This window comes from Stenotrophomonas sp. CASM110 (assembly GCF_049384345.1).
In the GTDB taxonomy this organism is placed as follows: domain Bacteria; phylum Pseudomonadota; class Gammaproteobacteria; order Xanthomonadales; family Xanthomonadaceae; genus Stenotrophomonas; species Stenotrophomonas muris.
Window position 1 is genome coordinate 1 of record NZ_JBMRGI010000012.1, and the last position, 20,748, is coordinate 20,748.

Consider the following 20,748-nt stretch of genomic DNA (forward strand, 5'->3'; position numbering starts at 1 on the left):
GGCATGGATGCCGCGGCCAAGCCCCCAGGGACGGGTTCACGGCGTCCCCCGCGAATCCACCCCGCCCGGCCAAGCAAGGCTACTGCTCTCAAAACGTCCAGCCACGAGGGGCTCAGCCGTTCGCCGCCAACTCCGCATCCAGCGCGCGCAGGCGATCCACGGTGCCGACGTCGGTCCAGCGCCCGCGATGGTGCTGCCCGGTCATCAACCCCTGCGCCATGAAGTGCTTCTGCAGCGGCACCACCGAGAACTTCGGTGGCAGCCGCTCGCTGCCCGGCGCATCGCCGATCACCGCGCGCCAGTCGGCCACGATCGAAGGACGGTACACGCCGATGCCGGCATAGGTCAGGCATGGTCCTTCGCGGTCGTGGTGCAGGAACCCCTGTGCATCCAGGCGGTAGTCACCATTCGGGTGCTGAACCGGATTGTCGACCAGCACCAGGTGCGCCTGGCCCTGCGGCTCGCGCGGCAGCGTGGCGAAATCGAAATCGGTCCAGATGTCGCCGTTCACTACCAGGAACGGGGCATCGCCCAGCACCGGCAGGGCGTTGAGGATGCCGCCGCCGGTTTCCAGCGGGGTCTGCCCTTCGTACAGGAAATGCAGGCGCAGGCCCCACTGGCTGCCATCGCCAAGCGTCGCCGGGAACTGTTCGGCCAGCCATGCGGTGTTGACCACCACCTCGCGCACGCCGAGTGCGGCCAGGCGTTCCAGGTGCCAGACGATCAACGGCTTGCCAGCCACTTCCAGCAGCGGCTTGGGCGTGTGCAGGGTCAAAGGGCGCATGCGCTCGCCGAGGCCGGCGGCAAAGACCAGTGCCTTCATCGGGCTACGCGCATCGGTGCACCCAGCTCGGCCAGCGCCGGCTTGATGCGGTCGTCCAGCAGCTGCTGCAGCGGTGCCAGCTCGCGGTAGCGCGGCAGCACTTCATCCAGATAGGTGATGAAGCGCGGTGCGTCGTCGAGGTAATGGCCCTTGTTGTCGCGGTAACGCAGCCGGCAGAACAGGCCCAGGATCTTCACGTGGCGCTGGATGCCCATCCAGTCGGCATCGCGCAGGAAGGTGGCGCGGTCGGGCACCGGCAGGCCGGTGTCGCGGGCGCGCTCGTGATACTGCGCCAGCCATTCGTCCACGCGTTGCAGTGGCCAGCTCAGGAAGGCGTCCTTGAACAGGCTCACCGCATCGTAGGCGATCGGGCCGCGCACCAGGTCCTGGAAATCCAGCACTGCGGGGCCATCGTCGACCGGCATCAGGTTGCGCGGCATGTAGTCGCGATGGGTCATCAGCTGGGCCTGGCCCAGCGCGTTGTCCATCAGGCGGCGATGCACCAGCTGCAGGCCTTCGATCTCGCCGCAGTCCAGTTCAAGGTTCAGGTGGCGCTGCAGGAACCATTCGTCGAACAGGCCGGCATCGCGCTGCAGCAGTGCTTCGCCGAACTGGCCGAAGTCGGCCGGCACCGGGATCGCCTGCAGGCGCAGCAGCTGCTCGATCGAACGACCGAACCATTCGTCAGCGTTGCGCTCGTCGAGGATCCTGGCCAGGGTCGGGCCGCCGAGATCTTCCAGCAGCAGGAAGCCGGCATCCAGGTCCTGCGCGAGCAGCATGGGCACGCGCAGACCGTTGTCGTGCAGCAGGCCGCGCATGCGCAGCCACGGCCGCGGATCTTCCAGCCCCGGCGGGGCGTCCATCACGATGTGGCTGCCGCGCGTGCTGGTGGCGCGCCAGTAGCTGCGCATGCCGGCGTCAACCGAAGCGCGTTCGACCACCGCGTTGGCATCATCGAGCTGGGTACGGGCCCACTGCAGGCGCTGCGCGCTGCGCTGGGGATCGGAGGCGGGTTCGGTCATGCGGGCATATCCGGGCGCGCCGGGCGCGCCAACGTCGGCAACAGGAAGGGAAGGGGGAGCGGCGTCAGCGGCGACCGCTGAACAGGCGCAGGACGGCCAGCACGGCCACCGCGCCCACCACCGCGCCGAGGAAACCGGCCGGTTCGCCGGGGGCGTACCAGCCCATGTACTGGCCGAACCAACCGGCCAGCAGGGCACCAAGGATGCCCAGCACGATGGTCAGCAGGCAGCCCATGCGGTTGTTGCCGGGCATGAAGAAACGCCCGAGCAGGCCGACGAAGAAGCCGACCAGCAGGATGTACAGCCAGCTGCTGCTGCCGAACAGACCATTCATGCGCGCGGATTCCGCTTGAGTGTGGACGCAGCCTAGCAAGGCCAGGCTGCGTCCGTCACGAGTGCCGGATCAGCAGCAGCCGTGGTCGCCGTGGCGGGTGCCGCTGTCGGCAGCCACCGGCGAGCCGCTGGTCTCGCCGCGCAGGCTGGCGGCGTAGTGCTCGCTGATCACCTTGGACACGCAGGCGGTGACCTTCTTGCCCATCGGGATGTGCAGGAACTCGTTCGGGCCATGCGCATTGGAGTGCGGGCCGAGCACGCCGGTGATCATGAACTGCGCGCCCGGGAACTTCTCGCCCAGCATGCCCATGAACGGGATCGAGCCGCCTTCGCCCATGTACATCGCCGGCTTGCCGAAGAAGGCCTGGCTGGCGTCGTCGATGGCCTGGGTCAGCCACGGCGCCATCGCCGGGGCATTCCAGCCGGTGGAGGCCTTTTCCAGGTCCAGGGTGACCTGCGCGCCGTTCGGCGGGTCGCGCAGCAGTGCTTCCTTCAGCAGCTCGCCGCAGGTCTTGCCATCGGCAGTCGGCGGCAGGCGCAGCGACAGCTTCACCGAGGTCTGCGGACGCAGCACGTTGCCGGCCGATTCCAGCGGCGGCATGCCACCGACGCCGGTGACCGACAGCGCCGGGCGCCAGGTGCGGTTGAGCACCAGCTCGGTCAGGTCCTCGTTCATGGGGCGCAGGCCGTCGACCATCGGGAACTTCTCGAAGATCTCGGTATCCACCACTTCGGCGGCACGCTTGGCCTGTTCCAGGCGCTCGGCCGGGATCTCCACGTTCATGCCGTCGATCAGGATGCGGCCGGTGTCCTGGTCCTCGATGCGCGAAAGGATCTGGCGCAGCAGGCGGAAGCTGGACGGGATCACGCCGGAGGCATCGCCGGAATGCACGCCTTCGTTGAGCACCTTCACGGTGAAATTGCCGCCGGTCAGGCCGCGCAGCGAGGTGGTGCACCACAGCTGGTCGTAGTTGGCGCAGCCCGAATCCAGGCAGACCACCAGCGACGGCTTGCCGATGCGGTCGGCCAGGTGGTCGACGTAGGCCGGCAGGTCATAGCTGCCGGACTCTTCACACGCTTCGATCAGCACCACGCAGCGGGCGTGCGGCAGGCCCTGGGCCTGCAGTGCCAGTACCGCAGCCAGCGAGCCGAAGATCGCGTAGCCGTCGTCCGCACCGCCGCGGCCATACAGCTTGTCGCCGCGCAGGACCGGGGTCCACGGGCCGAGGTCGTCGTCCCAGCCGGTCATTTCCGGCTGCTTGTCCAGGTGGCCATAGAGCAGGATGGTGTCGTCGCCGGTTTCGGCGCCGGTAGCCGGAATTTCCAGGAAGATCAGCGGGGTACGGCCTTCCAGGCGCACCACCTCAACCTTCAGGCCGGGCAGCTGCTGGGCCTTGGCCCAGTTCTCCATCAGGGTGACCGCCTGTTCCATGTAGCCGTTCTGCACCCAATTGGCGTCGAACATCGGCGACTTGTTGGGAATGCGGATGTAGTCGACCAACTGCGGGACGATTTCGCTGTCCCACTTGTCATTGACGAATTGGCCGAGCTTGGCGCTGTCCATCTGAAACTCCGGTTGCATGGGCTGATCCGGCCATTCTACGCCTGTGCCGCGGGTAGGGTTTTTCCTACATCACGTCGGGTATTTGGCTGGCTTACGGAAATCCGGGAAACCGATAGGCTGTGCACATGTGGTGACGGACACTGTTCCTGCCGACGGGATTGCCGGTCGGGGCGGCCAGAATCACAGGGAGATACACGTCGTGCCTTGGTTTGTCGTGTTGAGGGCGCTGGTGCTGGTAGTGGGGATCGCTGGGGCGCATGCCGCCGAACCGATCGACATCAACCGCGCCGATGCCCAGGCGCTGCAGCAGGGATTGACGATGGTCGGAGCCGCCAAGGCCGAGGCGATCGTCGAGCACCGGCGCAGACACGGCCCGTTTCATCGCGTCGAGGACCTGACGCAGGTGAAGGGGATAGGGAAAGCGATCGTCGAACGGAATCGACAGCGGATCACCGTAGGCAACAGGTTGTTGCCGGCGGATCCGGTACCCGGATCGGTACCGGTGCGGACCGTACCCAGGCGCTGACAGCAGGAATCGTCGGAACCGGCAGGAGGCTGGTTCACCGGTCACGGACAGGAAGGCTGTGACCACCGACCGCCGCAGGACGCGGCACCAATCACCAGGATGGTGGCATCACAGACCTGTGGAAGGGGCTGAGATACAAACAGGACAGACGCGGCCGCGTGCAGGATGCAACGCTACCCCCACAGCGCAGGATGCGAGGGGGCGGCAGCAGGCCGACAAGGACGTAACGATTGCCCGGTACGACACATGGCTGTGTCGCCGGGCAATTTCATTTCCGGCGCCTGGTTTTGCCGCGGCCACCACGGGCCGATGGTGTACGGTGGCCGCTCCGCATGGAAAGGACCCCGCTGGATGCTTGTGCACCGCCCCACGACCCTGATGCTCGCCCTGGCACTGACCCTGCCACTGCTGGCCCATGCCGCTGCGCCGACGCCGACAGCCAAGCCTGCGGCCGAAGCCAGCACCGCCGACGTGCGCGGGCCGACCGACCTGAAACCGGGCGAGTACCTGTGGCATCCGGAAATCTCGCCGACCGGCCCGATCGTGCTGGTGGTCAGCCTCGATGAGCAGCGTGCCTACGTTTACCGCAACGGCATCGCCATCGGCCTGACCACGATCAGCTCGGGCAAGGCCGGGCACGAGACGCCGACCGGCGTGTTCACCATCCTGCAGAAGGACAAGGACCACAGGTCCAACCTCTACAACAGCGCGCCGATGCCCTACATGCAGCGGCTGACCTGGGACGGCATCGCCCTGCATGGCGGCAGCCTGCCCGGGCACCCGGCCTCGCACGGCTGCGTGCGCCTGCCGCAGGCGTTCGCGCAGAAGCTGTTCAGCGAAACCCAGCGCGGCGATACGGTGGTGGTGGCCGACGCCAAGAGTTCGCCGATGACCCTGGCCTATCCTTCGGTGCTGGCCCCGGTCAACGCGCGCGGCCAGGCTTTGCCGGAAACCGAGGGCGGGGCCCCGGCGCAGGCCTGGTGGGACGACAGCGCAGCCCCGGCCGGGCAGGTCGGCATCCTGGTCAGCCTGCATGACCAGCGCCTGTACGTGCTGCGCGATGGCGTGATGATCGGCGAGTCGCCGCTGAAGGCCGACGCCCTGCCCGCATTCCAGGGCACCACGCTGTTCGTGATGGGGCAGGGCTACAGCGATACGCCCAGCCCGCTGGACGTGAACCAGCGCCTGCACCAGTGGACGGCCTATCCGCTGCTGGGCCAGGATCGTGCCCAGGCCACCCCGGACCTGCTGGCCACGCCCTCGTTGCCAATGGCGCTGCCGGCCGATTTTGCCCGCCAGCTGTACCAGGTGCTGCTGCCGGGCACGACCCTGCTGGTGACCTCGTTGCCGGCGGTCCGCCCAAGCCCGGCTGAATCCGGAATGCAGCCGGTCTTGGAATCCGAGCCGCCAGGGTCCACCCTCAAGGGCAACTGAGTCCCCTCGTTGTGCCCATGACTGCATCCCGCCTGTGCCGGCTGGCCGCGTTCGGCCTGCTGGCGACCTCGGCCAGCGCCCCGGCGCTGGCACAGACGCCCGCCCTTGCCACCAGCGCTGATGATCTGGCTGCCTTGCTGTCGCGCAGTGCGCCCAAGGCTGACCGCCACGTGTTGCAGCTGGCGGCGCACGCCATGCGCTGTGCGTTGCAGCGTCCGGAGCTGGGCATCAACGGTGATCGTCTCAGCGTGATCGATTATTCGCGGCCGTCCACCGAGCCGCGCCTGTGGGTGTTCGACCTGGCCCACCAGCGCCTGCTGTTCGAGGAATGGGTGGCGCATGGCCGCAACAGCGGCGAGAACCGCACCCAGCACTTTTCCAACCGCGATGGGAGTTTCATGTCCAGCCTCGGCGCGTTCACCGCGCAGGAGACCTACATGGGCGGTAATGGATATTCGCTGCGCCTGGCCGGGCTGGAGCCGGGCTTCAACGACCGTGCGCGCGAACGCGCGATCGTCATCCACGGTGCGCCGTACGTGAACCCGGCCACCGCGCAGCTGCAGGGGCGCTTGGGTCGCAGCCTGGGTTGCCCGGCGGTGCGCCTTTCGGTGGCCAAGCCGCTGATCGATGCGTTGCGTGGCGGCACGATGGTGTTTGCTTACTACCCTGACCAGGATTGGCTGAAGCACTCGCAGCTGCTGGCCGGCGGATGCGGTGGCCAGGGCACGCTCGCTACGCGGTGATGCATGATGGCGCGTGGCGTGATGCAATGCGCCGATGAACGTCGACTCCCTGTTGCACACTCCGAGCCAGGTCATTTCCAGCCTGGACTATCGTCGCGAACGCTGGCGGAATGGACTTGGCTGGACCCGCGAGATCCTGCGCCTGCCCGCACAGGGTGATGACTGGGCGCTGCGCCTGTCGGTGGCCGAGATCGAGCAGGACGCTGCGTTCTCCACCTTCCCCGGCGTGGAGCGCGAACTGGTGCTGCTGCAGGGCAATGGCGTGCGCCTGCGTTTCGAGGATGGCCGCGTGGCCCAGGTGCTGCCGCCACACGGGCGGGCGCGCTTTGCCGGTGAGGAAACGCTGCACGGTGAACTGGTCGATGGCACCACCCACGACTTCAACCTGATGTGGAAGCGCGAGCTGCTGCAGGCCGAACTACTGCACCGGCCGCTGGTGGGGTCGATGTTCTTCTTCTGCGAACCGGGCGTTGCGTGGGCGCTGCATCTGCTGGCCGGACAGGCGCAGTTCGGTGCCGATAGTGGCCTGCCGGCGCTGCAGGCGGGAGACACCGCGTGGTTGGCGGGGGGCGAGAGGCAACGGCATGCGCTCAGCGGTGGTGGCGAGTTGTTGGCGATACGGGTGAGCGCGGCGGGGGCATGATTCCTGGGCGCCGGTGGGCGCCATCCACGCATGGCGTGGATCTACTGCTGTGCGGTTGCCACCATGCCTGGGCACGCCGTCATGGTGCGGCTGTGGTTGGGGTCAGAGCCCTTTCCTGCGGAAAGGGAACCGACCCCGACGGTTCGTTCAATACACATCGCGGCGGTAACGACCGGCCAGCAGCATCGCTTCCCTGCCTGCGGTACCCAGCACCCGCTCGATCACTGCATCCACGCCCGGGGCCATGCCCTGCAGGCTGCCGCAGACCAGGATCGTCGCGCCTTCATCGACCCACTGCCGCAGCGTCGCCGCTTCGGCCTGCAGCCGGTCCTGCACATAGCGATGCGCGCCGCCGTCGCGGCTGAACACTGCATCCAGCCGTGCCAGCGTGCCGCTGGCCAGCATCGCCTGCAGTTCTTCGCCGAAATGGAAGTCGTGCGCGGCGGTGCGCTCGCCGAACAGCAGCCAGGTGCGGCGCGCGCCACGCTGGGCACGTTCGTGCAGGTGCGCGCGCAGGCCGGCGATGCCGGTGCCGTTGCCGATCAGCAGCAGCGGTACATCGGCGGGCACGCCATGGAAATTGTCGTTGCGGCGCAGCCGCAGTTGCACCGGTTCGCCGATGGGCGCGTGGTCGCACAGCCAGCCGCTGCCGATGCCGGGTGTACCGTCGGCGCGCAGTTGGCGGCGCACCAGCAGCTCCACCGCGCCGTCGGCCATCACCGAGGCGATCGAGTACTCGCGATGCGGCAGCGGTTGCAGGGTTGCCAGCAGTGCGGGCAGATCACCCGGGGGAACCAGCGAGGGCAGATGCGAGCGCTCGATACGGGCCAGTAACGCCTGCCCGTCATCCAGCACGGTGTCTGCATTGAAGCCCTGTGCATCGAGCCAGGCGCGCGCGCTGTGGCGTGGGTGCTGCGGGCCGATCTCGGCGATGTCGCCGGCCTGCCACTGCACATCGACGCCAGGCGGTGGCTGCAGGCGCACCCGGTACACCGGGCCGCCGGGGCTGCCCGGATTCAGATGCTGGCGTTGCAGCAACGTCCACGGCTGATACTCGGCCGGGCTCCAGTCAGGCAGTTCAGTGGCGCCTCCGCCAAGTTGTCCCAGCAACTGCTGCCAATGTCGCAGCGCCGCCGGATCGGCATTGTCGACCTCGATCGCATCGAACAGCGGGTGCGCGCCATGCTGGCGCAGCCACTGGTCCAGCTGGTGGCCGAATCCGCAGAAGTGGCCATAGCTGCGGTCGCCCAGCGCTAGCACGCCGTACTGCAGATGCTGCAACGGAGGCGGCGCGGCCATCACCCCGCGCAGGAACCGCAGGGCGTGGTCGGGCGGATCGCCTTCGCCGGTGGTGCTGGCAATGAACAGCGCGCGCTGGCTGTCGGCCAGCAATGCCGCATCCACCTCGTGCAGTCCGCGCACACGCACCGGCACGCCGGCACCACGCAGGGCCTCGGCACTGCGTTCGGCCAGTTCGCGGGCAAAGCCGGTCTGGCTGGACCAGACCAGCAGGAGCGGTGCGGTATCGGCGGACGCCGCATCATCGCGCGGACGAGTGCGCCACCACAGGGCTGCGCAGGCCAGCGCGTACAGCGCGGTGGCGATGATGGCGATCTGCGATTGCCGTGCCGGCGGTGCGCCCTGCCACCAGGCTTCGCCGAGGTGCAGGCGCAGCAGCGCCCAGGCGATCAGCGCCAGTACGATCAGTACAAGTGTGTTGCCGAGCCACGCACGCGATGGCCGAGTGCTCATGCGTCCTGCCCGTCGAGCAGGCGCTGGAAGGCGCTGCTGAGAAATTCCTGCGGGGCGTCTGCGGTGCGTTGCAGGTAGCGCGCGGCCAGTCCTTCGCGCTCGGCCAGCGCCATGCCCTGTTCGCGACCCAGCACGGTCAGTGCGGTAGCCCAGGCATCGGCGTGCATGGCGTCGTCGGCCACGACGGTGACCGCTGCGGCGACCTGCTGCACCGGCCTGCCCGTACGCGGGTCGAGGCTGTGGCTGTAGGCCTCGCCATCGGCCTGGTACTGGTGCCAGCGATCGCCCGAAGTGGCCACCGCCTTGCCGTCCAGCGCCAGCACCCGTGGCGGGGTTTCGGTGTGCACATCCTCTTCCGGTGCGGATTCCACCAGCACGCGCCACGGTTGGCCGTCCGGTTTTCTGCCGTAGCCGGCCAGTTCGCCACCCACTTCGATCAGCGCCGCCCCAATCCCTTGCCTACGCAGCCAGGCGGCGACGTGGTCGACGCCGAAGCCCTTGGCGATCGCAGAGAGATCCAGTTCCAGCCGGCCCGGTTGCAAAAGCGCATCATCCTGCCACTGCAGGCGCTGCCAACCGCAACGCTCACGGGTGGCCTGCAGGGTAGCGGCGTCGGGCTGGCGGCGTTCACCGGCATGTGCACCGAAGCCCCACAGTGCAACCAGCGGACCGATGGTGGGATCGAAGGCGCCGTCACTGGCGGCAGCGATGGCCTGTGCGCAGGTCACAACGTGGCGGGTCTCCGCCGGCAGCACGCACCATTGGCCAGTGTCGGCGCGGTTGTAGCGGCTCAGATCCGAGCCGGGCTCCCAGGTGCTCATCTGCGCGACCACGTCGTCCAACCGCGCCTGGATGCCGGCGTGCAGCGGGTGCAGGTCGCGCTGGCGCGACGCGACCAGCGACACGCTCCAGGTGGTGCCCATGGTGGTGCCACCGAGGCGGGCGATGTCGAGATGGGAATCGGTCATGGTGATGCGTTGCGGTGGCGATGCCGGGGAATGCCCGGCATCGCGGTCCACATTACTGCGGCAGCACTTCCAGCGTGGCGACGTAGCTCAGGCGGCGCTTGGCGGCCTGCTTCACCGACGTCTTGTTGTCCTCGGTGCCGGTCTCCAGCCAGTACATGCCGGCTTCCGGCCAGGTCACCTTGATCTCGCCCTTGGCATCGCTGGTCAGCTTCAGCTCGTCCTGCGCGTTGCGGTAGCGGGTGGCGCCACGCACGATCTCGAACTGCAGGCCGGCGGTCGGCTTGCCATCGACCAGCACGCGGAAGGTGGCTTCCTCGCCGGCGAACAGGTCATTCGGGTGGCCGACGGCGACCAGCTCGATGCCACGGTTGGTCGGCTTCAGCGCGGTGTCGTTCGGCGCACCGTTGGTGACAAAGGTCTCCACGCGGCCGATCGACTGGCTCACTTCCAGCTTCTTCGCGTCCTTCGGCAGTTCACCGAAGGTAGCCACGCTGCCGCGCCAGCGCTTGCGCTCGCCGTTCTGCTCGTACGTGGCGAACAGGCCGTCATTGACCGACGCGATGCGGTAAGTGCCCGGCTGCTTCAGTTCGATGTCGAACACGCTGCGGTACTTGCCGGTCGACGCGTTCTGCGGCTGCACGGTGCTGCCGTCCGGCGCGGTGATCACCAGCGATTCCAGGCGCAGCGGCACGTGGTTGAAGTAGAACAGATCGTTGGAGACCGCACCGTCGACGGTGATCCACGGCGCGTTGCCGGCGATCACGGTCTGCGAGGGCAGCAGCCAGGCCTTGTGGGCCAGGGCGGAGAAGGGAAGGGCAGCGGCCAGGGCGGCGGCGAGGACGAGCGTGCGCTTCATGCGGAAGACTCCAGTTGGAAGGGGTCGGATCCCTTTCCAGCGGAAAGGGCTCTGACCCCGAGGGATAGGGCGATGGGGTCAGAGCCCTTCCTGCGGAAGGGATCCGACCCCGGCTCAGGCGGTTATGGTTTGACGGCGAGGGTGACCTGGCCCAGTTCGGTGGCGCCCTGCGCCTTGCCGTTCTGCGCGGCGGTGGCCGGCCAGGTGAAGGGGATCTTCAGCAGTTCGCGGCCACCGACTTCGCGCACCGCTTCCACCACCAGGGTGTAGTTGCCCGGGGCCAGTTGCTTCAGTGCCGGCTGCCTGTCGTTGAACGACAGCGCGTGCTTGCCGGCCGGGCGGGTCGGGCCGGTCACGCCGTCCACCGGCACCTGCAGGGTGCGGCCGCTCTTGCGCCACCACTGGCGCAGGTCCGGCAGCCATTTGGTGCCGTGGCCTTCGCTGTTGCTGGTCTGCTGGTACCAGACCGACAGGTTGGCCGCGACCTTCTGGTCGGCGCCTTCCAGCCACACCGCCACGTACGGGCGGTGGTACTCGGCCACGTTGAGCTTGGGCACTTCGACGTTGATGTCGAGGGTGGTGGCGTACGCCGGCGAGGTGGCCAGCAGGCCGCTGAGGGCGATGGTCAGGGTGACGCGCATGGGGCGGCTCCGGAAACGAAGGAAAGTCAGTGGATCAGCAGCAGGGCGATCAGCAGCGGAATCATCAGGCCGAGGCCGACCAGCGGCCAGGTCATGCGCCGCTGGCGTGCATGCAGGTGCAGCAGGAACAGGCCGGTGATGCAGAACACCAGGCAGGCCACGGCGAACAGGTCCAGGAACCAGCTCCACGCCGGGCCCGCGTTGCGGCCCTTGTGCAGGTCGTTGAGGTAGGACACCGCGCCGCGCGAGGTTGATTCGTACTCCACCGCGCCGGTCCCGCGATCGATGCTCAGCCAGGCGTCGCCGCCGGGGCGCGGCAGCGACAGGTAGATCTCCTCGGCCGACCACTCTGCCGGGCGCCCGCCGATGGCGATGCCCAGCTGCGTGTCCAGCCAGTGCCGGGCCGGGCGCGGAATCGGTGCATTGCCGTTTTCGCGCGTGCCGAGCTGGCCGAGCAGATCGGCCGGCAGTTCCAGATGCTGGTTCTGCACCTGGGGTTTGGCTTCGATCTTCGCGGCGTGGTTGAGGGTCAGGCCGGTCACCGCGAACAGCAGCATGCCGATCAGGCACACCGCCGAGCTGATCCAGTGCCACTGGTGCAGCGTCCGCAGCCAGAAGCCACGGTTCTGTTGCTGCGCCACGGTGGAAGAGGCAGGACGGCTCACGGCACGGTTCGAGGCGGACGGGGACTGCCCATTACATCATTGATGAGAATAGCTCGCAATTGCGTGTCGTTCTGTATCGCTGGAGGGCGATTGCCGGCCAGCGGCCGGCACTACCGATCGGTAGATCCACGCCACGCGTGGATGAAGCGGTGCCGACCAAGGTCGGCACCCACCGGGGCCGGGCGCGGCGATCAGAACTTCGCGTTCAACGAGATCCAGTAGCTGCGGCGCTGGTCCTTGGTCGCGTAGTCGTCCACGCAGTTGAACTCGCTCTGGCTGATCAGCAGGCACGACTGCGAAACGAAGTCCTTGTCGAACAGGTTGTTGACCCGTGCGTTCACCGTCAGCCATGGCGTGGCCTTCCAGCTGCCACCGAGATGGAAGATGGTGTAGTCCTGGTAGTAGCGGGTGTGGCTGGCGCCGTTGGCGTCCAGCAGCGTGTCGCGGTAGCGGTCGTAGCGGCCTTCGCCGATCAGCGACAGGCTGATCGCTTCGTTGACCTGCCAGTTGAGGCTGGCATTGGCCATGTGCCTGGCCGGCATCGTGCCGCTGATCGGCAGGCCCTTCTGCGCGCCGCTGGTCTGCTCGCTCCTGGTCCAGGTGTAGTTGCCGCGCAGCTGCAGGGTGTCGAGCAGGTCGACATGCGCGGCCAGTTCGGCACCGCGGGTCTCGGCCTTGTCGATGTTCACGCTCTGGGTGAACGTGCTGTAGCCCAGTGCCGCCCAGCCCGGGCCGATGTCCACGCAGTAGCCGCTGCCGGCGCGGGCTACTTCGCAGTTCGCAAAGGTGCCGCCGCTGGCGATCTTGTCTTCGAACGTGTTGAAGAAGCCGGTGACGTTGAAGCCCCAGCGCTGGCCTTCATAGTAGGCGGCCAGTTCGTAGTTGGTGCTGGTTTCAGGCTTGAGGTTCGGCGAACCGACCAGTGGCAGCACGCCCTGGCCACCGAAGCCGGTGATGCCCGGGAACAGCTGGTCCGGACGCGGGGTCTTGTAGCCGGTGCTGACGCCGCCCTTGAAGGTCCACGCATCGCTGGCATTCCACACCAGGTAGCCACGCGGACTGACATGGCTGCCGAATACGTTGTGGTCGTCGTAGCGCAGGCCGAAGGTGGCGGTGAGGGTGTCGGTCAGCGCCCAGTTGTCCTCGGCGAACAGCGCCCACATGCGGTGCATCTGCTTGACGTTGCTGCGGTAGCCGGCGCCATCCATGCCGAACACACCGTCGACCATGTCAGTGTCGTTGTACTGGCCGCCCACGGTCAGCGTGTGCGCGCCGAAATCCAGGTCGAGCATCGTGTCGAGCACGTAGCCTTCCAGTTCCATGGTGCGCAGCGGGCGCGGCAGGAACGCCTGCAGGCGCGCCATCTCGCTCGGGTTGAGGGCAACCAGGGCGTTGCCGCGGCCGGGCGCACAGTTGTTGGCAGCACCGGTGCGGCGGCAGACGTCATTCCAAAGCGTCTGCAGGTTGGCGCGCTCTTCCAGGGTCAGCGGCAGCGAACGGCCCAGGTTGCTGCTCTTGCTGTGGGTCAGCGAGGTCTGCCAGGTACCGAAGCTGTAGCGGCCCTGATGGGTCAGCGACAACTGGTCGCGTTCGTAGCGCTGGTAGGCGGTGTAGCCCACGCGCGGCTGCACCACGCGACGGGTGACGGTACCGCTGCCGTTCGGGTTGGGAATGACGGCATTGCCGACGCGCCACAGGCTGGCCAGGCTGTCGAGGGTGCCGGTCTGGCCTTCGCTGTTGTCGAACTTCTGCCGCGACACGTCGTAGTCCAGCCACAGTTCGTGATCGTCGTTGATGCGGACGTCCAACCGCACGCCGCTGTTCCAGTTGGTGTTGGCCACCGACTTGCCACCACCGCCGAAGCCGATGCTGCGCTCCCACAGGGTGCCGTCGGGCAGGGACAACGCATCCCATTCCGGGTTGGAAGCCTTCGCGTCGTAGTAGCTGCCGCGTACTGCCAGGCTGAGGCGCTCCTTCAGCAAAGGGCCGCTGAGGTAGAGGTCGGTGGTGCGTGCATCGCCGAACTGGTCGTCCTGCTGCACGGTGAAGCCCTGGCTGACCGAACCGTGCCAGCTGTCCTGGTTGCGGCGGGTGATGATGTTGATGACACCGCCCATCGCGTCCGAACCGTACAGCGTGGACATCGGCCCGCGCACGACTTCGATGCGTTCGATCGCGTCCAGCGGGGGCAGGTAGGCGAACTGGCCGCCACCGAAGTTGTTCGGATAGATCTGGCCGACATTGCTCTGGCGGCGGCCGTCGATCAGCACCAGGGTGTACTCGGACGGCAGGCCGCGCATCGACACGGTGGCGCGGCCGTTCTTGTCGGTCGCTTCCAGGCCGACGTCGATGCCTTCGACGTCGCGCAGCGCATCGACCAGGCTGGTGTACGGGCGCTTGCTCAGTTCCTCGCGGCTGACCACGCTGATGCTGGCCGGGGCATCGATCACCTTCTGCTCGAAGCCGGCGGCGGTGACCACCACCTTGTCCAGCGTCTGCGGCGCGCCTGCGGCGTCACCGTGGGCGAAGGCGGGGCTGGCGAAAGCCGCCAGCACGGCGCTGGTCAGCAGGGTACGGGACAGGGACGAACGGACACGATGGCGCTGGGCCATGGCAGTTACCTCGAAGGATGCAGGGTGGCGCGGTGCCGTGCGCGAAGGGCGCGGCAGGCACGGAAGGGCCGGTCAGGGGCGGCAGGGATGAAGCAGGCAGCGGCGTGCAGGCGCGACCGCGCAGGCGGTCACGTCGGGCCGTGGATCAGGCGAGCGGCGGCGCCTGGCCGCGTTGCTGACGGCGCCCGGGCGCATCGGCCCAGGGCGTGTCCGGAGCGGCCAGCGGCCAGTCCGGGCGCACGCCGGGCATGGCCGGCATGGCGGGTACGAGGTCGAGCTCAGTGCGCAGCCAGTGGCTGGCCAGCAGCAACGGCGGGCGTGCCTTCTCGGCCGCCTTCACCGGAGCGGAGGCGCAGCGGCGCAGCTTGGCCGGCGCCTCTTCCTGCAGGGGTGTTTCGCCGCCACGTTCTTCCAGTGGCATCTGCACGGCCATTCCGGCCTGGGCCTGTGGCAGCAGCGGCAGGGTGCCCAGCAGCAACGCCAGCATTGCCACCCACGCCAGCAGGCTGGCCAGCGCAGGACGCTGGCCGCGCATGGCGGTGCCCATCTTGCGATGGATGAGTGGGCGAGGGCGAAGCGGGCGCAGCAAGCGGGGGTTCCCTGGGGCTGCCGGCAGCGGCCGGCATCAACGGGGCGTGATTGTAATGAGAGCTGTTAGCTGTTGCAAATGAGAATGATTGCCAAAATGTCGCAGGCCGGCCCGGCAAGGCTCAGACTTCGCTCCAGCGCCGCAACAGGTTGTGGTACACGCCGGTCAGCTGCAGGACCGCCTCGGCGTCGCCGCCGGTCTGCCGCAGGCGCTCGATCGCGCCATCCATTTCCCACAGCAGGCGGCGCTGCACATCGTCGCGGATCATGCTCTGCACCCAGAAGAACGAGGCCACGCGCGCGCCGCGGGTGACCGGCCGCACCTGGTGCAGGCTGCTGGACGGATACACGACCAGGTCGCCGGCCGGCAGCTTCACTTCGTGCTCGCCGTAGGTATCGCTGATGATCAGCTCGCCGCCTTCGTATTCGTCCGGCGCCGACAGGAACAGGGTGCAGGAGATGTCCGAACGCAGCTGTTCGCCATTGGCCAGGTTCATCACCGCGCCATCGACGTGGTAGCCATAGGTGCCGCCACCGCTGTAGCGGTTGAAGCGTGGTGGCAGGTACTTCAGCGGCAGCGCGGCACTGAAGAACAGCGGGTGCCGGGCCAGCGCGACGAGGATGATCTCGCCCAGTTCGCGGCGCAGCGGCGAAGCCTCGGGCAGCTGCTGGTTGTGCTTGGCCTGTGCGCCCAGATGCCCCACGGTTTCGCGGCCATCGGTCCAGTCGGCGGCGTCGAGGCGGCGGCGGAAGTCGGCGACCTGGTCGGCGCTGAGAATGTCGGGGATGTGCAGCAGCATGCGGGACTCCTCAGAGGGACGGCGGTGCGACCAGGGCGCGCACCTGTGGATGCGGTGACGCGGCCAGCTCCGGCACGATGTGCGCCATGAATGCCGGGCTGCCGTGCGCCAGTGCGAGCCGCAGCCAGTGCACGGCCTGCTCGACCTGGCCGGCCTGCAGCAGGATCGAGGCGTAGTTGGCCTGGCCGCGGAAATCACCGGCCTCGGCCGCGCGCTGGTACCAGGCCAGCGCCGCCTGCGGATCGGGTGCGGTATCCAGCCCGTCTTCGAGGTGGCGGGCCAGCAGGTTCATCGATTTGGCGTGGCCCAGGTGCGCGGCACGGGTGTACAGGGCCAGTGCCTGCGCGCGGTCCTGCGCAATGCCGCGGCCGGTGGCCAGCAGGTTGGCCAGGTTGTACAGGCCCCAGTCCAGGCCGGTGTCGGCCGCGCGCCGGTACCACACCGCCGCCAGCGCCAGGTTGACCGCCGTGCCGTGGCCCAGCTCATGGCAGCGGCCGAGCATGTTCATCGCCATCGGCGCGCCGTTGTTGGCGGCGGTTTCGTACCAGAGCAGCGCCGCCGAGGCGTCCTGCGCGGTGCCTTTGCCTTCCATGTGCATCTGCGCGAGCAGCAGTTGTGCATCGCCCTGCCCAGCCTGCGCAGCGTCGCGCACGCGTGCGAACGCGGCCTGCGGATCGTGCTGCAGCAGCTCGGCCAGGGCGTCGCTGTCGATGGGGGTACGGGTTGCCATGGGGTGAGTATCGCCGGAAACAAAAACGGCGGCAGGAGAGCCTGCCGCCGTGGTGGAGCGAAGCTACATCAGAACTTCACGTTCAGTGCCAGGGTGGCCGAGCGACCCGGGGCGATGCTCGCGTAGTGCGAGGCATAGGCCTTGGTGAAGTAGGTCTTGTCGGTCAGGTTCTGCACGTTGAGCTGCAGGCTGATGTTGTCCTGGATCGCATAGCTGGCCATTGCGTCGAAGCGGGTGTAGCTGGCGATCCATTTGGTGTTGGCGACGTCACCGTACTGCTTGTCCGAGTAGAACGCACCGGCACCGACGGTCAGGCCGATCGGGAAGCGGTAGGTGGTCCACAGGTTGGCGCTGTGCTTGGCGGTGTTCGGGAATACGTTGCCGTTGTACGGCGAGGGCACGTAGACGTTGGACGGGCAGGTGCGGCCGACCGGTGCACCACAGACGAAGCCGTTGTCCTTCAGTTCCGAGTCCAGGTAGGTGTAGCCGCCGTACAGGCTCCAGGCGTCGGTCAGCTGGCCGGTGAAGCCCAGCTCGAAGCCGTTGATTTCCTTCTTGCCGGCATTCTGGCTGGTGCCGTTGTCGACCGTCACGCGCGCGTTGTTCATCACCGTGTGGAAGATCGCCGCGGTGAGGTTCAGGCGCTGGTCGAACAGGTCCCACTTGGTGCCCAGCTCGAGGTTCTTCGTATCCTGCGGCTTGAGGTCGGCCACGGCGGCGCTCAGGCCGTCCGAACCATCACCACCGTCCATGCCCGGCGGAGTCGAGGAGGTGCCCCACGACAGGTAGATGCTGCCGTTGGCGGCCGGCTTGAACACCACGCCGGCCTGGTAGTTCAGGAAGTCGTTGCTGTTGCGCACGCGGGTTGGTGCCTTGCCGGCCACCGGGGTGGTCAGGGTGGTGCGGAAGTCGTCGTAGCGCAGGCCGAGGTTGATCATCCACTGCTCATTGAGCTCGATGGTGTCGAACACGTAGGCCGAGGTGGTCTTGGTGCGCTGCTCTACGTCCAGTGCCTTGTCGCTGCGGTACACCGAATGGGTGGCCGCCCACGGATCGCGCGGGTTCGGATTGGCGAAATCGGTGCAGTTGTAGCCGGTGGCCGCGCCGGTGGTCGGGCACTTGCTGTTGCCGGTGAGCGGGTTGCTGGTGCCCGGGGTCATCAGATAGCTGCCGCGGGTCATCTTCTCGTCGCTGTATTCCACGCCCGCGCTGTAGCTGTGCTTGAGCGCACCGGTCTGGAAGGCACCGGTCAGGCCCAGCTGGTCGGCGAAGCTCTTGACGTCGACGGCACGGCTGTTGGTCCGGCGCCACAGGGTGCCGTAGTTGTTCGGGTTGCCCTGGCTGTCGTCCGGCTGGGTCCACAGGTAGTCGTTGCTGGTGTTGCCCAGGCGCGCGATGTTGCGCAGCTTGTGGCCGCCGAAGTCGTAGCTGGCATCCAGGGTGCTGATGTCGGCGCGGGTACGCTGGAAGTCACGGTCGACCAGGCCGTAGTAGTTGTTGCGGTCCGGCACCATCGGGCGGCCGTCGACCCACTTCGAGGCCGGCGCACCGTTCGGGTTGCCATACGGGAAGCCACCCGCATCGGGCAGATCATCGCTCTGCATGTGGTAGTGGCTGGCGATCAGCTGCGCCGGGCCGTTCAGGCCGAACGCGATCGACGGCGCGATACCCCAGCGGCTGACATTGGCGGCGTCACGGCCAGCGATGTCCGATTCGTGCTTCATCAGGTTCAGGCGCGCGGCGATGCCATCGCCCAGCACGTAGTTGGCGTCCACGGTGCCGCGCGCGTAGCTGTCGGTGCCGATGCCCATGCTGGCGCTGGTCTCGTTCTTCAGCTTCGGCGTCTTGCTGACCAGGTTCAGGCTGCCACCGCCGGAATCACGGCCGCCGTAGGCCGAGCTCGGGCCCTTGACTACTTCCACCTGCTCCAGGTCGAAGATCTCGCGGGTCTGCGAGCCGACGTCGCGCAGCCCATCGACGAAGACGTTGCTCTGCGAATCGAAGCCACGGATGAAGGGGCGATCACCGGTGGGGTTGCCGCCTTCGCCGGCACCGAAGGTGATGCCCGGCACCATGCGCAGCGCATCCTGCAGGTTGGTCGCACCGGTTTCGGCGATCAGCTTCTCCGAGACGATCGACACCGACTTCGGGGTGTCCAGCAGTTCAGCGGTGAACTTCGGCGAGGACGGATTGAACCAGCTGCCGCGCACCTGCACCTTGTCCAGCTCGGTGGCCTTGCGGGAGGAGGCTGCGTCAGCGCTGTCGGCCGCCTGTGCGGCCAACGGCGCGAAGCCGGCGGCCAGGGTGGCGGTGGCGAGCAGGGAAACGCGCGGGGCGCGCTTGCGGGACGTGATGTGGGTCATGGCTTGGGTGGTAGTGGCTGGGATCGGAAAGGGGCGAGGGCCGAAGCGCAGACAGCGCGACGGCATGTAGAGGGCGTCTTCTGTAGAGCCGAGCCGATGCTCGGCTGCGCAGCGGACGACTCCAGGCGCACGGCAATGGCCGCAGGGCGCCTCAGCTGGCGTGCGGTGCGGGCGGTGCGTGGCCGGGGTTCAACCGCAGTGCGGGATCGTGCAGCTGCCAGTGCAGGGCATCGGAGCGCCACAGCGGAACATGCGCGACCAGGGCGGCGCGCGGGGGAGCCAGTCCGGTACAGGGCGTTGTGCCCTCGCCATCCAGCGGCGGCTCAGGTACTGGCACCGCATGGCGCGGGCACTCGTCCGCCGGCGGGGCCGGCATCGGCATGGCCTGCTGAAGATCTTCAGCGTGTGCCTGCCAGCCGTAGGTGGCGGGTCCATCGCGCCCTTCGTGCAGGGCCGACCAGCCCAGCAGCAGCGTCAGCAGCAGGGCCACAGCCAACGGCCACCCATGGCGGGGAAGCTGGCACAGCGTGGCGGCGGGCGCGGGCAAAGCCATGGCGCAGGGGGCGGAGTCGTTACGAAGATGTTACGTAGGATAACATCAACGATAATGATTCGCATATGCGCGGGCGAACGAGCGGTCTGGAGGCCCGGGGAGGCCCCTGAACGCCTCTCAGCGCGCTCCGCTGGCTTCCACCCCTGGGCGGAGTCGCCGGCGGCCAGGGGCGCTTCAATCGCGGTCGTCGCGGGTCCAGACGGCGTCGTGTTCGCGCTTCACCGGGAACTTGGGTACCGGCGTATAGGCCGGGGCGCACAGGGCGCGGCCATCGCGCACGTCGAAGCGCGCGCCGTGCAGCACGCATTCCACGCTGCCTTCGTCGGTGTTGAACTCGCCCGAGGACAGCTCGAACTCCTCATGCGTGCACTGGTCTTCCAGCGCGTACAGCTCGCCGTCGAGGTTGAACACCACGATCGGCGTGCCGGTCACTTCGTCGAACACGCTCTTCATTTCACCGGGCAGCAGCTCGTTGCCGGCACACACGAAGGTCCAGGTATCGCTCACGCGGCGGCTCCGGCCAGTGGCTTTTCCAGGACCTCGAAGCGCAGGTCGTCGCGCTTGGGGATTCCGAAGCGTTCGTCGCCATATGGGAACGGCTTCTTGATGCCGGTACGCTGGTAGCCGCGGCGCTCGTAGTAGGCGATCAGTTCGTCGCGTACGTCGATCACCGTCATCTGCATCACCGGCACCTTCCATTCGCGTGCGGCGTGCGCTTCGGCGGCGTCCATCAGCTGCTTGCCGACGCCGCCGCCCTGCTGGGCCGGATCGACCGAGAACATGCCGAAGTAGCCGTTGCCGTCGACGTCGGCAACGTGGGCGCAGGCCACAAGAACGCCTTCGCGCTCGGCCAGCAGGATGGTCGAGCGCGGGCGGTCGAGGTCGGCCTGGATGCCTTCGGCGTCGATGCGGGCGCCATCCAGCAGGTCGGCTTCGGTGGTCCAGCCAACGCGGCTGGCGTCGCCACGGTAGGCCGAGGTGACGAGGGCGATCAGGGCGGGGATGTCGGCCGGCGTGGCGGCGCGGAAGGTCAGGGTGCTCATGGCCCCATTCTAGGTGGGGCGTGGGCGGGCGCAAATGGGGGAGTGGGGTCAGATCCCTTTCGCAACGCGAAAGGGATCTGACCCCGGCA

The 20,748-nt window shown here is 67.8% G+C and carries 21 protein-coding genes; 4 read left to right on the plus strand and 17 right to left on the minus strand.

Annotated features, from left to right (window positions below):
- Positions 1–112 precede the first annotated feature (112 nt).
- The 4 genes from murU to VG561_RS12035 form a co-directional block, all read right to left on the minus strand.
- A complete protein-coding gene (murU, locus tag VG561_RS12020; protein ID WP_049408158.1) occupies positions 113–823 on the minus strand; it encodes an N-acetylmuramate alpha-1-phosphate uridylyltransferase MurU in 711 nt (236 codons plus the stop codon).
- Positions 820–1,845 (minus strand): aminoglycoside phosphotransferase family protein, encoded by a 1,026-nt coding sequence (locus tag VG561_RS12025; RefSeq protein ID WP_111205814.1) that lies wholly within the window; start codon positions 1,843–1,845, stop codon positions 820–822. The genes murU and VG561_RS12025 overlap by 4 nt, the downstream gene beginning before the upstream one ends.
- 64 nt (positions 1,846–1,909) lie before the next feature.
- Positions 1,910–2,179 (minus strand): GlsB/YeaQ/YmgE family stress response membrane protein, encoded by a 270-nt coding sequence (locus tag VG561_RS12030; RefSeq protein ID WP_005415577.1) that lies wholly within the window; start codon positions 2,177–2,179, stop codon positions 1,910–1,912.
- Between the two features lie 69 nt (positions 2,180–2,248).
- Complete coding sequence (locus VG561_RS12035; RefSeq protein WP_032957377.1) at positions 2,249–3,742, minus strand: M20 family metallopeptidase; 1,494 nt, start codon at positions 3,740–3,742, stop codon at positions 2,249–2,251.
- 199 nt (positions 3,743–3,941) lie between these two features.
- On the opposite strand from VG561_RS12035, the gene VG561_RS12040 reads away from it, so the two are divergent.
- From VG561_RS12040 to VG561_RS12055, 4 genes are all read left to right on the plus strand, one after another.
- Complete coding sequence (locus VG561_RS12040) at positions 3,942–4,268, plus strand: ComEA family DNA-binding protein (RefSeq protein ID WP_014036262.1); 327 nt, start codon at positions 3,942–3,944, stop codon at positions 4,266–4,268.
- A 351-nt stretch (positions 4,269–4,619) separates the two neighbouring features.
- Complete coding sequence (locus VG561_RS12045; protein WP_262093213.1) at positions 4,620–5,702, plus strand: L,D-transpeptidase; 1,083 nt, start codon at positions 4,620–4,622, stop codon at positions 5,700–5,702.
- Positions 5,703–5,719: 17 nt separating this feature from the next.
- On the plus strand, positions 5,720–6,445 hold the full coding sequence (locus VG561_RS12050) for a murein L,D-transpeptidase catalytic domain family protein (RefSeq protein ID WP_032957373.1): 726 nt from the start codon (positions 5,720–5,722) through the stop codon (positions 6,443–6,445).
- A gap of 34 nt (positions 6,446–6,479) precedes the next feature.
- Positions 6,480–7,088: a HutD family protein gene (locus VG561_RS12055; RefSeq protein WP_046429337.1), complete on the plus strand. Its 609-nt coding sequence runs from the start codon at positions 6,480–6,482 to the stop codon at positions 7,086–7,088.
- Positions 7,089–7,235: 147 nt separating this feature from the next.
- Here the strand turns inward: VG561_RS12055 and VG561_RS12060 are convergent, their stop codons facing one another.
- The 13 genes from VG561_RS12060 to VG561_RS12120 form a co-directional block, all read right to left on the minus strand.
- Positions 7,236–8,840 (minus strand): sulfite reductase subunit alpha, encoded by a 1,605-nt coding sequence (locus VG561_RS12060; protein WP_262093214.1) that lies wholly within the window; start codon positions 8,838–8,840, stop codon positions 7,236–7,238.
- Entirely contained in the window at positions 8,837–9,808 is a 972-nt protein-coding gene (locus VG561_RS12065; protein ID WP_134808583.1) for an FAD:protein FMN transferase, read from the minus strand. The genes VG561_RS12060 and VG561_RS12065 overlap by 4 nt, the downstream gene beginning before the upstream one ends.
- 52 nt (positions 9,809–9,860) lie before the next feature.
- Entirely contained in the window at positions 9,861–10,664 is an 804-nt protein-coding gene (locus tag VG561_RS12070; protein WP_134808582.1) for a DUF4198 domain-containing protein, read from the minus strand.
- Between the two features lie 122 nt (positions 10,665–10,786).
- Positions 10,787–11,305, minus strand: a complete 519-nt coding sequence (locus VG561_RS12075) for a DUF2271 domain-containing protein (protein ID WP_005408420.1) — start codon at positions 11,303–11,305, stop codon at positions 10,787–10,789.
- 26 nt (positions 11,306–11,331) lie between these two features.
- On the minus strand, positions 11,332–11,970 hold the full coding sequence (locus tag VG561_RS12080; protein WP_134808581.1) for a PepSY-associated TM helix domain-containing protein: 639 nt from the start codon (positions 11,968–11,970) through the stop codon (positions 11,332–11,334).
- 191 nt (positions 11,971–12,161) lie between these two features.
- Positions 12,162–14,582 carry a TonB-dependent receptor domain-containing protein gene (locus tag VG561_RS12085; RefSeq protein ID WP_262093215.1) on the minus strand — a complete coding sequence of 807 codons (2,421 nt, stop codon included), beginning with the start codon at positions 14,580–14,582 and terminating at the stop codon, positions 12,162–12,164.
- Between the two features lie 145 nt (positions 14,583–14,727).
- Positions 14,728–15,129, minus strand: a complete 402-nt coding sequence (locus VG561_RS12090) for a hypothetical protein (RefSeq protein ID WP_075077025.1) — start codon at positions 15,127–15,129, stop codon at positions 14,728–14,730.
- A 163-nt stretch (positions 15,130–15,292) separates the two neighbouring features.
- Complete coding sequence (locus VG561_RS12095; protein ID WP_032957365.1) at positions 15,293–15,970, minus strand: Fe2+-dependent dioxygenase; 678 nt, start codon at positions 15,968–15,970, stop codon at positions 15,293–15,295.
- A gap of 10 nt (positions 15,971–15,980) precedes the next feature.
- Positions 15,981–16,700 carry a tetratricopeptide repeat protein gene (locus VG561_RS12100; protein ID WP_049441073.1) on the minus strand — a complete coding sequence of 240 codons (720 nt, stop codon included), beginning with the start codon at positions 16,698–16,700 and terminating at the stop codon, positions 15,981–15,983.
- Positions 16,701–16,768: 68 nt separating this feature from the next.
- On the minus strand, positions 16,769–19,063 hold the full coding sequence (locus VG561_RS12105; RefSeq protein WP_262093216.1) for a TonB-dependent receptor domain-containing protein: 2,295 nt from the start codon (positions 19,061–19,063) through the stop codon (positions 16,769–16,771).
- A 151-nt stretch (positions 19,064–19,214) separates the two neighbouring features.
- Complete coding sequence (locus VG561_RS12110) at positions 19,215–19,616, minus strand: hypothetical protein (protein ID WP_197575214.1); 402 nt, start codon at positions 19,614–19,616, stop codon at positions 19,215–19,217.
- A 174-nt stretch (positions 19,617–19,790) separates the two neighbouring features.
- Positions 19,791–20,123 carry a non-heme iron oxygenase ferredoxin subunit gene (locus tag VG561_RS12115; protein WP_014646265.1) on the minus strand — a complete coding sequence of 111 codons (333 nt, stop codon included), beginning with the start codon at positions 20,121–20,123 and terminating at the stop codon, positions 19,791–19,793.
- The gene (locus VG561_RS12120; RefSeq protein ID WP_197575213.1) at positions 20,120–20,659 is read right to left on the minus strand and encodes a GNAT family N-acetyltransferase; all 540 of its coding nucleotides are present in this window, start codon (positions 20,657–20,659) and stop codon (positions 20,120–20,122) included. The genes VG561_RS12115 and VG561_RS12120 overlap by 4 nt, the downstream gene beginning before the upstream one ends.
- Between the last annotated feature and the right edge of the window lie 89 nt (positions 20,660–20,748).

Bases quoted from the DNA above. Each gene is read 5' to 3' on its own strand.
- murU (WP_049408158.1), bottom strand. From the start codon at position 823: ATGAAGGCACTGGTCTTTGCCGCCGGCCTCGGCGAGCGCATGCGCCCT.
- VG561_RS12025 (WP_111205814.1), bottom strand. From the start codon at position 1,845: ATGACCGAACCCGCCTCCGATCCCCAGCGCAGCGCGCAGCGCCTGCAG.
- VG561_RS12030 (WP_005415577.1), bottom strand. From the start codon at position 2,179: ATGAATGGTCTGTTCGGCAGCAGCAGCTGGCTGTACATCCTGCTGGTC.
- VG561_RS12035 (WP_032957377.1), bottom strand. From the start codon at position 3,742: ATGGACAGCGCCAAGCTCGGCCAATTCGTCAATGACAAGTGGGACAGC.
- VG561_RS12045 (WP_262093213.1), top strand. From the start codon at position 4,620: ATGCTTGTGCACCGCCCCACGACCCTGATGCTCGCCCTGGCACTGACC.
- VG561_RS12050 (WP_032957373.1), top strand. From the start codon at position 5,720: ATGACTGCATCCCGCCTGTGCCGGCTGGCCGCGTTCGGCCTGCTGGCG.
- VG561_RS12055 (WP_046429337.1), top strand. From the start codon at position 6,480: ATGAACGTCGACTCCCTGTTGCACACTCCGAGCCAGGTCATTTCCAGC.
- VG561_RS12060 (WP_262093214.1), bottom strand. From the start codon at position 8,840: ATGAGCACTCGGCCATCGCGTGCGTGGCTCGGCAACACACTTGTACTG.
- VG561_RS12065 (WP_134808583.1), bottom strand. From the start codon at position 9,808: ATGACCGATTCCCATCTCGACATCGCCCGCCTCGGTGGCACCACCATG.
- VG561_RS12070 (WP_134808582.1), bottom strand. From the start codon at position 10,664: ATGAAGCGCACGCTCGTCCTCGCCGCCGCCCTGGCCGCTGCCCTTCCC.
- VG561_RS12075 (WP_005408420.1), bottom strand. From the start codon at position 11,305: ATGCGCGTCACCCTGACCATCGCCCTCAGCGGCCTGCTGGCCACCTCG.
- VG561_RS12085 (WP_262093215.1), bottom strand. From the start codon at position 14,582: ATGGCCCAGCGCCATCGTGTCCGTTCGTCCCTGTCCCGTACCCTGCTG.
- VG561_RS12090 (WP_075077025.1), bottom strand. From the start codon at position 15,129: ATGGGCACCGCCATGCGCGGCCAGCGTCCTGCGCTGGCCAGCCTGCTG.
- VG561_RS12095 (WP_032957365.1), bottom strand. From the start codon at position 15,970: ATGCTGCTGCACATCCCCGACATTCTCAGCGCCGACCAGGTCGCCGAC.
- VG561_RS12100 (WP_049441073.1), bottom strand. From the start codon at position 16,700: ATGGCAACCCGTACCCCCATCGACAGCGACGCCCTGGCCGAGCTGCTG.
- VG561_RS12105 (WP_262093216.1), bottom strand. From the start codon at position 19,063: ATGACCCACATCACGTCCCGCAAGCGCGCCCCGCGCGTTTCCCTGCTC.
- VG561_RS12110 (WP_197575214.1), bottom strand. From the start codon at position 19,616: ATGGCTTTGCCCGCGCCCGCCGCCACGCTGTGCCAGCTTCCCCGCCAT.
- VG561_RS12120 (WP_197575213.1), bottom strand. From the start codon at position 20,659: ATGAGCACCCTGACCTTCCGCGCCGCCACGCCGGCCGACATCCCCGCC.